This window comes from Neobacillus niacini, assembly GCF_036961885.1.
Taxonomy (GTDB): domain Bacteria; phylum Bacillota; class Bacilli; order Bacillales; family Cytobacillaceae; genus Neobacillus; species Neobacillus niacini_H.
Map to the genome: position 1 here is coordinate 29,736 of NZ_JBALNQ010000014.1, position 13,100 is coordinate 42,835.

Here is a 13,100-nt window from a genome sequence, read left to right on the forward strand (position 1 = left end):
TTTATTTTATAAACTTCCACCTTGAAATTATGTTAAAATTCATTCATGGAAATTTAGTCAAGAAAAGAGGCTAACACAAGATGTCACAGCACGAAAACTCCAGATCAATTGTATTACCGCTCACGATTTCAATTATAGCAATTTCCTTTTCAGCTATTTTTGTAAAATGGTCCGAAGCACCTGCTTCGATTTTAAGTATGTATCGGATGATGTTTGCCAGTATCCTAATGCTACCCATCGTTTGGAAAAACCGCGAGGAATTTAAAAAGATTTCACTAAAAGATTGGGTGTTTTTATTTTTTTCAGGTCTGTTTCTAGCCTTACATTTTGTTCTTTGGTTCGGTTCATTAAAGTTAACAACCGTTGCCAGTTCAACCATCATTCTTGCCCTGCAGCCGATTGTCTCATTGGTTGGCGGCTACTTCCTCTTTAAGGAACGAACGACAGCTTCGGCATTGATGACAATGGGGATAGCGATCATTGGCGCGATGATGATTGGCTGGGGTGACTTAGCCTTAAGCCAGGACGCTATTCTTGGTGACATACTTTCGTTTTTAAGTGTGATTGCTGTCGTGGGCTACTTACTTATCGGCCAAAATATTGTGAAAAAAGTATCCCACTGGATTTATAGCTTTAGTGTGTTTTTCATTGCTACGATTGTTCTAACCAGCTATAATCTTAGCACCTCAGTTGCGTTTTCCGGCTACCCGGCCAAGGAGTGGGGGATTTTTCTTTTGCTTGCAACCGTGCCGACGATTAGTCATATCATTAATAACTGGCTCTTAAACTATGTGAATGCAACCACCATTTCGATGAGCATTTTAGGAGAACCCGTTGGTGCAACAATATTAGCAGTCATTTTGCTGGGCGAACATCTTGCCAGCTGGCAAATTGCAGGTGGAATGCTCGTTCTCCTCGGTGTCTTTTTCTTTTTAATGCAACAGCAAAAAAGGGTTCTTTTTAAAAGAACGGTTAAAACTGGAACATAAGGAATCTCCATCAGGGGGTTCTTTTCCGTTTATCGGGCTTTTATCCCACAAAAAAATATTTCTCTCACATAATATACGTAGAAACTGACAAATGGAGGTGATGATATGTTCAAAGTATTTGCTGGTTCATTCAAGTCACGAGAAAATGCACAAGAGAGAGTATCCTTCCTGCTGTCAAAAGGAATTCAATCCTTTATCGTCCCCACGACCATCTCTGGTGAGCCCTGGTTTCGTGTACAGTCTGGCTCCTTTTCCAGCAGAGAAAATGCAGAAAAGCGAATAACCGAAATTAAGTCGATTACAGGAGTTACTGCTTTCATTTCAGCGGAATCATGTAAACTCCGATGCCAGCACAAGTCCACGCTCGCTTCAACTTGACCCATCCTCAATTTTAGGTCCTACTCAGCTTTCCGCTGAAAAAATGAATGCATATGTAAGAAAGCTAAACCCTAGTGCGCCTTTACTTGGTAATTTTTATAAAACATTGGGAGATTATTACGGAATCAGAGGAGACGTAGCCTTTGCACAAGCCATGCTGGAAACAGACTATTTTCGGTTTACAGGTACCGTGAGAAATGATCAAAACAATTTTGCTGGAATCGGAGCAACAGGAGGTGGAGTGCGTGGAGCAAGCTTCTCTACTCCGGAGAAAGGTGTTCTAGCACATCTCCAGCATTTATATGCTTATGCATCAACAGCTCCGCTGCCAAACCGTTTTCCCCTCGTTGACCCTCGCTTTCATCTTGTCAATAGGGGCTCTGCCACAACATGGATCGCTTTAAACGGAAATTGGGCTGTACCAGGTACGAGTTACGGACAATCAATCCTGAATTTGTATAAAAGAATGACTGAATCCTAATTTAAAAATTGTGCCTTTAAAAAGCAAAAAGCAGCTGACTTTTTGCTTTTTACATGGTTAAAGGTAATAACATGACAATTGTACTAATTTTCTATTATTTAACTATTTATTCGTGTTATGATAAAGAAAAATTAGATAATTTGAGGGCAAACGGATGAATAAATCGGGACAAATTATTCTGGTATTAATTTCGGTATTATTTTCGACGTTTCAAACATTTGTGGAGCATGACCGTTTTTTTACATTAGACTTTATCATTTTCACTGCGATCGCCTGGGTGGTTGGCTGGCAGTATGACCGAACACGATATTATGGGAAACAAGCACGTGCAAGTGAAGAAAGCTATAAACAATTAATAGATTCATTGCCAAAATCAATTTTTATTCATCATAACAATAAAATTATCTATGCCAATCAGGCTACAGTCACCATGCTTGGTGCTGCTGGTATGAATGATTTAATTGACAAGTCCCTTTATGACTTTATTTTACCCGAATATAAGGAACGGTTGACTGAACGACTGAAACAAGTAAAAAGAGGGAAACTACCATTAATAAACATTGAATATAAAGCAACACGATCAGATGGGAACCTTTTTTTCTTTGAAGGCTCCTCAATGTGGATAACTTTTGAGGGGAAAAATGCTGTGCTTTCCATCGGAAATGATATCACTGATCGAAAAGAACAAACCGAACAACTCCTGCAAAAATCTGAAAAGCTGGCGCTTCTAGGTCAAATGGCTGCGGGCATTGCACATGAGATTCGGAACCCACTTACCTCCATTAAAGGCTTTATACAATTATTCAAAGTCGAGAAACACCAAGATGAATACTATGATATTGTATTATCAGAGCTTGACCGCATCAATAACATTGTTGGAGAATTTCTTGTCCTCGCCAAGCCAACTGTGGCTGTTTTTGCAGAAAAGGATGTCAAGGAATTAATAAAAGATGTTGTAACCTTGATAAATACACAATCTATTTTAAGCAATGTACAAATTTTCGTAGAATTCGAATCAGACTTACCTAAAATTAGCTGCGAGGAAAATCAGTTAAAACAGGTTTTTTTAAATCTGCTTAAGAATGCGATTGAGTCGATGCCTAGTGGTGGAACCATTGATGTTAAGGTCCGGGAAAAGGAAAAAGGGAAAATTTTGATTCAGATTATCGACCAGGGCGTCGGAATTCCAAAGGAAAGAATACCAACCCTAGGTGAGCCTTTTTACACAACTAAAGAAAAGGGGACAGGTCTCGGCTTAATGACCTGTTATAAAATTATCGAAAGTCACAATGGTGAATTGATCATTTCTAGTAAAGTTGATGAAGGAACCACGATTGAAATTCTTTTGCCAACGATCACTCAACCTGTATTTATTCTTGCGTAAAAGTAATAATCATCAAGGAGGCGAAGAGAGAATTGAACAGTCGTGAAATAATTTTTGTAAACAAGGGTGTGCCTAAATATAGAATGTATAAGGATGAATCCTATGTATCCGGAATTTGGAAAGAACCATGCAATGAGATTTATGCTGGCTTCGATCAAATAACTGGCGATCAGGTGGCGAATCCGGAGTATCATGGTGGATCCGACCGCGTCGTATGCGTATATCCCTACGAACATTATGGCCATTGGGAAAGTGTGTTTGGCCAAGCCTTGACGCCTTCAGCATTTGGAGAAAATCTAACCATTGCAGGCATGACAGAAGATCAGGTTTGTATTGGCGATGTCTTCCAGATAGGCGAGGCTGTTCTGCAGGTATCCCAAGGGCGGTATCCTTGCTCAACCATCAATAAACGGAATAACAACCATCTTTTATTAAAAAAAATTATACAAACCGGCTATACGGGTTACTTTTTCAGAGTGCTGGAGGAAGGAGTGGTAAAAGCCGATTCGCAAATAACGAAGTTGTTTGCACATCCCGAACAAATTACTGTTTCCTCCATTCATCATCTTTACTTTCATGACCCAACACCGTCCATGGAGATGATTGAAAAAATAGTAGGTGTGAAAGAGTTAGCCCCGCAATGGCATAAATACCTGCTTGATTTAAGAGAGAAACACCTGAAATGAGAAAACTCCCGGGGAACCTGGGAGTTTATTTCTTGCTATACGTCAGTAAGCCTCTTATATATGCAACTAACCCTCTGCCATAAGCAACTAAACCACGCCATACGTAACTAATTCCATCACCCTTCGCACTCACCCAACCCATTTAAGAAAATATTAATCTTTTCTTTAGAAATATTTTAGTTTTATACCGTAAGCTTTCTTTAAAGATATTCATATTAGGAGGCGACATCATGAAGCAACTTTGGATTATATTTGCCCTCGCATTATTAGTACTAACAGGATGTTCATCTGAAACTGCTACCGCAGAGAGACCAACTGATGGCGAAGGACTATATAAATTCGGCTGTTTATCCTGCCATGGAGAGAACTTAGAGGGAACCGTTGGACCGCCGGTGACGAATATGAAGGCTAAATATTCAGAAGAAGAAATAATGAAATTAATCAATGATGGCGTCGGGATGATGCCCGGCGGACTTTTATCCGAAGAAGAAGCTAAAACAGTATCAAAGTGGCTAATAGAGAAATGATAGAAAAAGGCTGTTTTCGTAACGATTGTTGTTAAAGTCTTAAAGCCGACTTTAACGTGGCAATAGTTATTTTTGCGCCTTTGAATTTAGTTTACCGGCTCTTTTCTTATCAAATTTATACTGTTTTATGCAAAAACACAGCACAAGTATTAATTTTTTCACCTAAAAGCAACAAAGTTTAAGAAAAGAGCTTAGAAAAAAGGTTAGGAACGTCCTAGCCCTTTTTCGACTTTATTCAATTACAGTGACAGCCATCACCACACATAGGCAGGATTCCTTTTAAAATAAGGGTGAGGTGAAACATATGGATAAGAATTGGTCGATTTCACTTGAACACGAAGAATATGAAAACGATAAGGACTTGGTTATTAAAAACGCCATAAATGCAGTTGAACAGACTGGTCCTCAATTTTATGTAAATATTGTAACTCCTGCTGCATTTGGGGAACCGGATTCCTACCTAGCACCAGCCTTAACGAATTACTTTGGGGAAACGATAAACCAGAAATTTATTGATCAATGCGGTTGCGGGGGGTTTGTGTTGCGCGTATGGAAAAACAGTTGAGTAATACAGCACTATTTGCAACCTATCAACATCGCCAAGTGATTCTAAACTATTATCAAGACGAGGATATTCTCTACAAACGAGATGGATTTTATTTTCTCACCATTCAGGTCACTGACTCAGCCCTTACCTTTTTGATGAAGGATAGTACGTTCACAACCATTGATCTTACTGAATATCCCCTGGTTTTCATGAGCGCTGACTTCCAAAACTATTATATTTTGCGAAATAGTCTTGAAAAACTAGAAATATACTTCCCATAGTTAAGGTACAGTCAGCTGTCATAATCCTAATTTTACACGAATATAATTCTCCTTTTAGTAAATTCTATCGATATCGCATGCTAAAAGGAGACCGCCCTAATGAATACATACGAACTAACGAACATGATAATTGATGATGATTTTGACAGTGAGGAATATGTAACCGTAGAGTTTACCCACGATCATCTGAATTATAGCATTACGTTTAAAAAAGCAGACCTTGAAATCATTAATACCTGGGAATATAAAAATGGTACATCGCTTCCAGCAAACTTATCGGATTCACTGGTAGAGGCCATAAGGGAAGAAGTCAAAAAGAGAATCTAAACTATTTATGTTCAGTAGTTTTATTGAAAAAGTAAGGCGCTTCCCATCAAAGGGGAGCGCCACTTTTTATATCTTTTTTACATATTCAGATTTTAAACTCATTGAGCCAAAACCATCGATTTTACAATCGATATTATGGTCTCCATCCACCAAACGAATATTTTTTACTTTTGTTCCTTGCTTTAACGTTGATGAACTTCCTTTTACTTTAAGATCCTTGATAACCGTTACTGAATCACCATCATTTAAAACATTGCCATTGGCATCTTTAATCACTTTTTCTTCTTCAGTGGCTGCAGCCTCTAAACTCCATTCATGACCACATTCCGGACAAATTAATAAACTTCCATCTTCATATGTATATTCAGAATGACATTTTGGACAATTTGGCAAAGTAGACATACTTTATTTCCTCCATTCGTTCCTTCATTGTGTATATTGTGGCATAGTCTTTTCAAACAGACAAGCCCTCCAAAAATAACCTTTTCATGCCTTATAGAAACATTATTCAAAATATATTTTAAAACCAGTTTATTAAAATCATTTTTTTAGTATCAATTGCTTGACATCGATTGAAATTTGTAATATATTTATCTCGAATTAAAAATAAATTAATTTATACTATTTTAATTCAAAACATACAACTAGAAAAAGCCTATATAGATTCAAAAATAACAGCAAGGGGTGCACAGCATGGGTTTTTTAAACAAATTATTTGGTAATAAAACCGAGGAGGAAAAAACAATGACAAATACAAAATTAAAAATCGGTATTATCTTAGGTAGTACTCGTGAAGGCCGCGTAAGTCCACAAGTAGGCGAATGGGTAAAAGGAATCGCTGACCAACGCGGAGATGCAGATTATGAGATCGTTGATATCGCAGATTTCAAATTACCATTCTTAGGTACAACTGATGGTTCTGAACCAGGAATCGCTGCTTGGAACCAAAAACTTGCTAGCTTAGACGGATTCGTATTCGTTGTTCAAGAATACAACCACAGTATTACTGGTGCATTAAAAAATGCTCTTGATTTTGCACGTGAAGCTTGGTACAACAAAGCTGCTGGTATCGTAAGCTACGGTTCAACTGGTGGAGCTCGTGCTGCTGAACATTTACGTGGAATTCTTGCTGAATTGAAAGTGGCCGATGTTCGCACACATCCAACATTGTCTTTATTCACAGACTTTGAAAACGGATCTGTATTCAAACCAGCAGATTTACACCAAACTAATATGACTGCAATGCTTGACGAAGTAAACGCTTGGAGCGGCGCTTTAAAAACAATTAGATAATAAAAGTTGTCCCCGACTACACCAGTCGGGGACATTTTTTCTCCTTTTCCATTAACCACCTTAGGCTGGATGAAATTACACGTACAACGCTTTCAAAAAAACTATTGACGAACCTGTTTTAGACATGTTATCCTTCTTGTTGTTATTTAATTAGTTTAGTGAACTAATTAAATAACTGTTAATTGTAAACCCTTAATCTTTTACGTAGTGCTCAATTTTTATAATTTAAGTAAGCGATGTCAATACTACTAACACATCTGCAAACATCAGGAGGAAGTAAAACATGGAAAATTATTTACCAATTATTTGGGTAGCACTGGGTGTTGCCTTGCTTCTATTCTTAAACATGAAAGTAAAACTTAATAGTATGCTTGCCCTTTTAATCTCTGCTATTTTTGTAGGGATTGCAAACGGGTTGGAATTACCTGATGTCATTGCCTCCATAAAAGCCGGATTTGGAGGTACTCTCGGAAGTCTCGCCCTCATCATCGGTTTCGGTGCCATACTCGGTAAATTGATGGTCGATTCAGGCGCGGCTCAACGTGTTGCAACAACACTTTTAAATAAATTCGGAGAAAAGTATGTGGAATGGGCGATTCTTCTTGTCGGAGCCATCTTCGGTATTTCCGTGTTTTATGAAGTTGCCTTTATTATCTTGGCTCCACTTGTTGTAAGTATTGCTGTTGAAGCGAAAACACCGTTTTTACGTCTTGGTATGACTATGGTTGCTGCGGCTACCATGGCTCATAGTATCTTCCCGCCACAGCCTGGTCCGGTAGCACTTGTTGATGCATATGGTGCGGACATGGGTATGGTTTATATCTTAGGACTTGTGGTTGTAATTCCAGCGGTAATTTGTGCGGGTATTATTTTACCAAGATTATTACGTAACTTAGACCGCCCAGTACCTACTTTATTAAAAAAAGAAAAGGAATTTACGGATGCAGAAATGCCATCCTTTGCAGTAAGTTTACTTGTTCCATTAACACCAGCAATCATTATTACAGCTGCAACCCTTCTTAATTATGTTATTGAAAAAGGATCCACTGCTTATCAAATCGTAAACTTCTTCGGAAGTGCGGAAATCAGTATGATCCTCGCGGTTTTAATTGCTATTTATGTATTCGGTATTCGTGTGGGTCGGACAATGTCAGAAGTCATGAAATCATTCTCTGGAGCAATTGAAGGAATTGCGATGATTGTCTTCATCGTTGGATCTGGCGGTGCTTTTAAACAAATCATCTTAGATTCCGGTGTTGGTGACGCAATCGCGTCTCTAATGCAAAATACAAATGTTTCACCACTTATTATGGCTTGGTTTATAACAGCTTTAATTCGTATTGCAACAGGAACAGGCGTAGTATCCGCGATCACAGCTGCTGGTATCGTTGGTCCGCTTATTCATACCTTTGATGTAAACCCTGTTTTAATGGTACTTGCTACCGCAGCAGGAAGTAACACCATCACTCACGTAAACGACGCTTCTTTCTGGTTATTCAAAGAGTATTTTGGATTAACCATTAAAGAAACATTCAAAACATGGGGTCTCCTATTGTTGGTTAACTCTCTTGTTGGTCTTGGAATTGTATTACTACTAAGCTTGTTTATCTAATATTAAATGCGCCAGGGTCTAAATCAGACTCTGGCGCTTTTTTGTTTTTTCCATTTTGTCCAAGCCTCCCCATTCAAGTTGCATACGCTATTTTTAGAGATAAATTAGTTATGTGAAAGGAGAATGGACAATTGTCAAAAGTTATCCATATGAATCTTAGAGTTGACCCAACTCAATATATTCCTCAGATACGCGATATTCCTGGCTATGATTATATACATTTGGTCAGGCAGCCTAAATATATGGTTAATCTTTCTCTTCTTAATGAGAAAGTTCACTACTATAGTGAGATATTTTCTCCAAAAGAATATGTAAAAAAGAACAATGCATCTCTGATCCACGCACATCACGGTCAATTGGGACTATTACTGCTCCCTTTTAAAGAAGAAACCCGTCTTCCGCTTGTTACCAGTTTTCGCGGGAGAGATGCAACCCTTGCCAATCAGCCTATTGGCTATTTAGACGGCATGAAATTGCTTTTTGAACAAGGAGAACGTTTCTTTCCAGTGTGTCAATATTTGGCGCAGCAAATTAATATGTGGGGATGTCCTCCTGAAAAAATCAGAGTATTGTATGGGGGTGTTGACCTTGACCTATTTCCATATCGAGCACCCCATCTAAATGACACTCAAAATATTATTTCGATTGGAAGACTAGTGGAAAAGAAGGGTCACCATATTTTAATGCAGGCATTTAAAAAAATTAAAACGAAATTTCCAAAGGCTACACTTACCATCATCGGCGGCGGTGAACTAGAAGGCTATATTAAATCTCTTGCCACGCAGCTGAACTTAGGTACCTCCTTTCGTCTTTTAAATCATGTTCCCAAGAGTCAAATACCAGAACTTATGGCAAAAGCAGATTTATTCTGTGCCCCAAGCTTAACGGCTTCAAATGGGGATGTCGAGGGGATTCCGAATACGATAAAAGAAGCCATGGCCACTGGCATTCCGGTGCTCGCAACCAACCATGCGGGTATTCCAGAAATTATTACCCATAACCGTGAGGGAATATTGGTGCGGGAAAACGATGTCAATCACCTTGCACAGGCCTTAGAATATATGCTATTGGACAGGCAGTCTTGGTTAAAATTCTCATTAGCCGCACGCCAAAAAGTAGAGCAAAAGTTTGACCAGAATAATCTGCTGTTGTTGCAGGCCAAATATTATGATGAATTGTTAGGGGGATCACGATGACAGACTTTACATCCATTAAAGTAACTAAAGGCATAAAAACCTTAAATATCGATAACCCCACTAACTATTCTTTAATCGGAATGGGTGCACAAGGTGCAGTCTTTAAACTTTCAGAGGAGCGCTGTGTAAAAATCTATACCAACCCTCTTCAAGCGCAAATGGAACTAGAAGCACTGAAAGCAGGTCAACACTTAAGCTTTTTTCCGCGATTATATAAGCATGGGGAAAACTATATCGTCATGGATTACTATAATGCACCAACGTTAAAGGAATATCTCCGAAATTGCACCTATATTCCAGATTCCATTACGCGAAAACTTTTGGATATATTAAGTGAAATGAAAAAGGCAAATTTCACGATGGTTGATGCCCCGCTTAGACATATTTTTGTCCTTGAAAATGAGGAGCTAAAAGTAATTGACCACGTAAATGCCTTCAAGCGCATTCACCCCGTCCCGCTTAAATTATTAAGAGATCTAAATAGGATGCTCCTAAAAGAATCCTTCCTATCACAGGTTAAAAGATTAGAACCAGAGACTTTTGAAATGTGGCAGAAATATTTTAATGAAAACAAATTGGACTATCGAAATATTCCGGTCTATTCGGGTGGAGATGGTGAAGGAGTTAAAGTCGACAGCGCCATTTCACAAACCTTAATTGGAGCTGGTCACCAAGGGGCAGTCTACCGTATTTCAGAAGATAAGTGCGTAAAGATTTATGGAAAATCGAAACATTGTGAAATGGAAAAAGACATTCTATTGTCTAATCAAAACCTTACTTTTATTCCCAAAGTCTATGAATCGGGAGATAATTATGTGGTCATGGAATATTTGGTTGGGCCCGATCTAAATACCTTTCTAAAAAAACAATCTACCCTACCACCGGTTGTGACAAAACTCTTACTTGAGATTTTAACATCCCAGAAACAGGCTGGCTTTAAACAAATCGATGCCCCATTAAGACATGTGTTTGTAACCAATAGAGGCTTTAAAATGGTCGACCATGTGTACTCATTTTCACGCATCCAAGAAAGACCTTTAGAGTTGTTTCAAAATCTCCACGAACGAGGATTCCTTGACGCCTTTCTTGAGCAAGTAAAAGTTCTGGATCCTGACATCCATGCACAATGGACAAAAACACCAATTCCATTGACGGATGAGGAGGCTCAGTTGGAAATCCGCAACATTGAGTACCAAGGTAGAAGAGTGCATAATCGTAAAAAAGAACATGCTCATAAAAAGGGGCATGACCATCGAGGCCGTAAAAAGGAACATGACCACCAAGACCATAAAAAGGGACACGATCGTCAAGACCGTAAAAAGGGAAAAGGCCATTATAAGGACCGGAGCAATAAAAGGGAGCATGATCGTAAAAAGGGTTCGGATAAAAAATGAAGATACTCGTGACAGGTGCTGCAGGTTTTATTGGGTTCCATCTTTCTAAACGTCTGTTGGATCTCGATTATCATGTGATTGGTGTGGACAACCTTAATGAATATTATGATATTCACTTAAAGAAAGATCGGTTAAAAATACTAGAGGCGAAGGAGCAATTTAAATTTTATAAAATGGATTTGGCTGATTATGATTCATTAGCAATACTTTTTGAGGAGCATAGCTTCCCAATTGTCATCAATTTAGCTGCTCAGGCTGGCGTTCGCTATAGTCTTACCCATCCACAATCCTATGTTCATTCAAACCTAGCAGGTTTTGTTAATATTCTTGAAGCATGCAGGCATCATCAAGTGAAACACTTAATCTACGCATCGTCCAGTTCCGTTTATGGGGCAAATACCAATACTCCCTTTTCTACCCAAGACGCAGTAGATCACCCAGTCAGTATGTATGCAGCCACTAAAAGGGCCAATGAATTAATGGCTCACACCTATAGCCATTTATTCACTATTCCCACCACTGGCCTTCGATTCTTTACCGTCTATGGCCCATGGGGAAGGCCCGATATGGCCTATTACTCTTTTACTAAGGATATCATCGAAGGGAACGCAATAAAGGTGTACAATAATGGGGATTTGAGTAGGGACTTTACCTTTATCGACGATGTTCTCGAAGGAATCATTAAACTGCTTGATCAGCCTCCTACACCCGACCCTACCAGAAATCTAGACCCGAGTACCAGTCATGCTCCCTACAAAGTTTATAATATCGGCAACCATAATCCCGTAAAGCTAATGGACTTTATTAATATGTTAGAAAGGCTGCTTGGCATGAAGGCAAAGGTAAAATATCTGCCAATGCAGCCTGGAGATGTAAAGAAGACCTATGCAGATATTACCGATTTTCAAAAGGCAACAGGGTTCTCTCCTTCTACACCATTAGAAATTGGTTTAGGTCATTTTATAGACTGGTATAAAAAATACCACTTAATCCTCCCCAACTAAATAATTGAAAAGGATGACTCAATAATCGAGTCATCCTCTTTTCTTTCCGCCTTAGAAAACAATCGTTTTATTCTGATGGACGATAATCCGGTCCTCGATATGCCATTTTACCGCTCGGGCCAATACACTTCTTTCTATCCGACGGCCGATTTTTTTCAAACTATCGACATCATCATGATGATTAACCCGAGCAATATCCTGCTCAATGATCGGACCTTCGTCAAGGTCATTGGTTACATAATGGGAGGTTGCACCAATTAACTTTACACCGCGGGCATGTGCACGTTCATATGGTTTAGCTCCTACAAAGGCCGGTAAAAAGGAATGATGAATATTAATGATTTTGTTTGGATTGGCAGCGACAAAATCAGGGGTTAGAATTTGCATATATCGCGCTAAAATCACAAAATCAATCTCATGCTCTGTTAACAGCTGAAGCTGCTGGGCTTCAGCTTGTTTTCGGATATCCTTATTTGCAGGAATATAATAAAATGGGATATTTAGCCCCTCTACCGCATCCCTTGCATCCTCATGATTGCTAATAACAAGCGCAATTTCCGCCATCAAATCACCGCTTTGCCATTCCCATAAAAGTTCGAGCAGACAGTGAGGCTCTTTTGATACAAAGATCGCAGCCCTTTTTACCAGATAAACATGGGATAATTTCCATTCCATCGAAAACTTCTCGGCAATATTTGCAAACTGCTTCTCCATATCCTTGGCCTTTTCTTTGAGATCCGGACATTCAAATTCAATTCGAATAAAAAATACTCCGCCTTCTGGATTGGTTGAATATTGGCTGGATTCGATGATATTGGCCTGATACGAAAACAAAAAATGGGAGACGGCCGATACAATCCCAGGTTGGTCCGAACAGCTAACCAATAACCGTCCTCGGTTTTTATTCACTTCCTGGAATTTCTCAATATGTTCTTTTATATAGGTGTTCATCATCATAACCTCACTTTTATTATTAGAAAAAATTATACCGCAGCCTGGCT

General features: G+C 38.9%; 16 protein-coding genes. 14 read left to right on the forward strand and 2 right to left on the reverse strand.

Features of this window, described 5'->3' with window-relative positions:
• Nucleotides 1–80 precede the first annotated feature (80 nt).
• From V7124_RS07870 to V7124_RS07910, 9 genes are all read left to right on the forward strand, one after another.
• Complete coding sequence (locus tag V7124_RS07870; protein ID WP_335412016.1) at nt 81–989, forward strand: DMT family transporter; 909 nt, start codon at nt 81–83, stop codon at nt 987–989.
• Nucleotides 990–1,094: 105 nt separating this feature from the next.
• A complete protein-coding gene (locus tag V7124_RS07875; protein WP_335487751.1) occupies nt 1,095–1,367 on the forward strand; it encodes an SPOR domain-containing protein in 273 nt (90 codons plus the stop codon).
• 43 nt (nt 1,368–1,410) lie between these two features.
• Nucleotides 1,411–1,848 carry a glucosaminidase domain-containing protein gene (locus V7124_RS07880; protein WP_335487754.1) on the forward strand — a complete coding sequence of 146 codons (438 nt, stop codon included), beginning with the start codon at nt 1,411–1,413 and terminating at the stop codon, nt 1,846–1,848.
• A gap of 154 nt (nt 1,849–2,002) precedes the next feature.
• Nucleotides 2,003–3,232, forward strand: coding sequence for an ATP-binding protein (locus tag V7124_RS07885; protein WP_335487757.1), 1,230 nt, complete (start codon nt 2,003–2,005; stop codon nt 3,230–3,232).
• A gap of 32 nt (nt 3,233–3,264) precedes the next feature.
• Complete coding sequence (locus V7124_RS07890; protein ID WP_335487760.1) at nt 3,265–3,918, forward strand: MOSC domain-containing protein; 654 nt, start codon at nt 3,265–3,267, stop codon at nt 3,916–3,918.
• Nucleotides 3,919–4,148: 230 nt separating this feature from the next.
• Nucleotides 4,149–4,445 carry a c-type cytochrome gene (locus V7124_RS07895; RefSeq protein ID WP_335487763.1) on the forward strand — a complete coding sequence of 99 codons (297 nt, stop codon included), beginning with the start codon at nt 4,149–4,151 and terminating at the stop codon, nt 4,443–4,445.
• A gap of 304 nt (nt 4,446–4,749) precedes the next feature.
• Complete coding sequence (locus tag V7124_RS07900) at nt 4,750–5,010, forward strand: CGCGG family putative rSAM-modified RiPP protein (RefSeq protein ID WP_335487766.1); 261 nt, start codon at nt 4,750–4,752, stop codon at nt 5,008–5,010.
• On the forward strand, nt 4,995–5,273 hold the full coding sequence (locus tag V7124_RS07905; protein WP_335487769.1) for a hypothetical protein: 279 nt from the start codon (nt 4,995–4,997) through the stop codon (nt 5,271–5,273). Before V7124_RS07900 ends, V7124_RS07905 begins: the two co-directional genes overlap by 16 nt.
• A 99-nt stretch (nt 5,274–5,372) precedes the next feature.
• Complete coding sequence (locus tag V7124_RS07910) at nt 5,373–5,600, forward strand: hypothetical protein (RefSeq protein ID WP_335487772.1); 228 nt, start codon at nt 5,373–5,375, stop codon at nt 5,598–5,600.
• A gap of 66 nt (nt 5,601–5,666) precedes the next feature.
• Here the strand turns inward: V7124_RS07910 and V7124_RS07915 are convergent, their stop codons facing one another.
• The gene (locus tag V7124_RS07915) at nt 5,667–6,002 is read right to left on the reverse strand and encodes a zinc ribbon domain-containing protein YjdM (protein WP_335412038.1); all 336 of its coding nucleotides are present in this window, start codon (nt 6,000–6,002) and stop codon (nt 5,667–5,669) included.
• A gap of 291 nt (nt 6,003–6,293) precedes the next feature.
• Here V7124_RS07915 and V7124_RS07920 point away from each other — a divergent pair, with 291 nt between their 5' ends.
• The 5 genes from V7124_RS07920 (at nt 6,294) to V7124_RS07940 (ending at nt 12,099) form a co-directional block, all read left to right on the forward strand.
• The gene (locus V7124_RS07920; RefSeq protein WP_335412041.1) at nt 6,294–6,893 is read left to right on the forward strand and encodes an NADPH-dependent FMN reductase; all 600 of its coding nucleotides are present in this window, start codon (nt 6,294–6,296) and stop codon (nt 6,891–6,893) included.
• Nucleotides 6,894–7,176: 283 nt separating this feature from the next.
• A complete protein-coding gene (locus V7124_RS07925) occupies nt 7,177–8,505 on the forward strand; it encodes a gluconate:H+ symporter (protein ID WP_335412044.1) in 1,329 nt (442 codons plus the stop codon).
• A 131-nt stretch (nt 8,506–8,636) separates the two neighbouring features.
• Complete coding sequence (locus tag V7124_RS07930) at nt 8,637–9,701, forward strand: glycosyltransferase (RefSeq protein ID WP_335487775.1); 1,065 nt, start codon at nt 8,637–8,639, stop codon at nt 9,699–9,701.
• A complete protein-coding gene (locus tag V7124_RS07935; RefSeq protein ID WP_335487778.1) occupies nt 9,698–11,095 on the forward strand; it encodes a hypothetical protein in 1,398 nt (465 codons plus the stop codon). The genes V7124_RS07930 and V7124_RS07935 overlap by 4 nt, the downstream gene beginning before the upstream one ends.
• A complete protein-coding gene (locus V7124_RS07940; protein WP_335487781.1) occupies nt 11,092–12,099 on the forward strand; it encodes an NAD-dependent epimerase in 1,008 nt (335 codons plus the stop codon). Before V7124_RS07935 ends, V7124_RS07940 begins: the two co-directional genes overlap by 4 nt.
• A gap of 51 nt (nt 12,100–12,150) precedes the next feature.
• Here V7124_RS07940 and purU read toward each other — a convergent pair whose 3' ends face one another.
• On the reverse strand, nt 12,151–13,050 hold the full coding sequence (purU, locus tag V7124_RS07945) for a formyltetrahydrofolate deformylase (protein ID WP_335412056.1): 900 nt from the start codon (nt 13,048–13,050) through the stop codon (nt 12,151–12,153).
• Nucleotides 13,051–13,100 lie beyond the last annotated feature (50 nt).

Bases quoted from the DNA above. Each gene is read 5' to 3' on its own strand.
- V7124_RS07870 (WP_335412016.1), top strand. From the start codon at position 81: ATGTCACAGCACGAAAACTCCAGATCAATTGTATTACCGCTCACGATT.
- V7124_RS07875 (WP_335487751.1), top strand. From the start codon at position 1,095: ATGTTCAAAGTATTTGCTGGTTCATTCAAGTCACGAGAAAATGCACAA.
- V7124_RS07880 (WP_335487754.1), top strand. From the start codon at position 1,411: ATGAATGCATATGTAAGAAAGCTAAACCCTAGTGCGCCTTTACTTGGT.
- V7124_RS07885 (WP_335487757.1), top strand. From the start codon at position 2,003: ATGAATAAATCGGGACAAATTATTCTGGTATTAATTTCGGTATTATTT.
- V7124_RS07895 (WP_335487763.1), top strand. From the start codon at position 4,149: ATGAAGCAACTTTGGATTATATTTGCCCTCGCATTATTAGTACTAACA.
- V7124_RS07900 (WP_335487766.1), top strand. From the start codon at position 4,750: ATGGATAAGAATTGGTCGATTTCACTTGAACACGAAGAATATGAAAAC.
- V7124_RS07905 (WP_335487769.1), top strand. From the start codon at position 4,995: ATGGAAAAACAGTTGAGTAATACAGCACTATTTGCAACCTATCAACAT.
- V7124_RS07910 (WP_335487772.1), top strand. From the start codon at position 5,373: ATGAATACATACGAACTAACGAACATGATAATTGATGATGATTTTGAC.
- V7124_RS07915 (WP_335412038.1), bottom strand. From the start codon at position 6,002: ATGTCTACTTTGCCAAATTGTCCAAAATGTCATTCTGAATATACATAT.
- V7124_RS07920 (WP_335412041.1), top strand. From the start codon at position 6,294: ATGGGTTTTTTAAACAAATTATTTGGTAATAAAACCGAGGAGGAAAAA.
- V7124_RS07925 (WP_335412044.1), top strand. From the start codon at position 7,177: ATGGAAAATTATTTACCAATTATTTGGGTAGCACTGGGTGTTGCCTTG.
- V7124_RS07935 (WP_335487778.1), top strand. From the start codon at position 9,698: ATGACAGACTTTACATCCATTAAAGTAACTAAAGGCATAAAAACCTTA.
- V7124_RS07940 (WP_335487781.1), top strand. From the start codon at position 11,092: ATGAAGATACTCGTGACAGGTGCTGCAGGTTTTATTGGGTTCCATCTT.
- purU (WP_335412056.1), bottom strand. From the start codon at position 13,050: ATGAACACCTATATAAAAGAACATATTGAGAAATTCCAGGAAGTGAAT.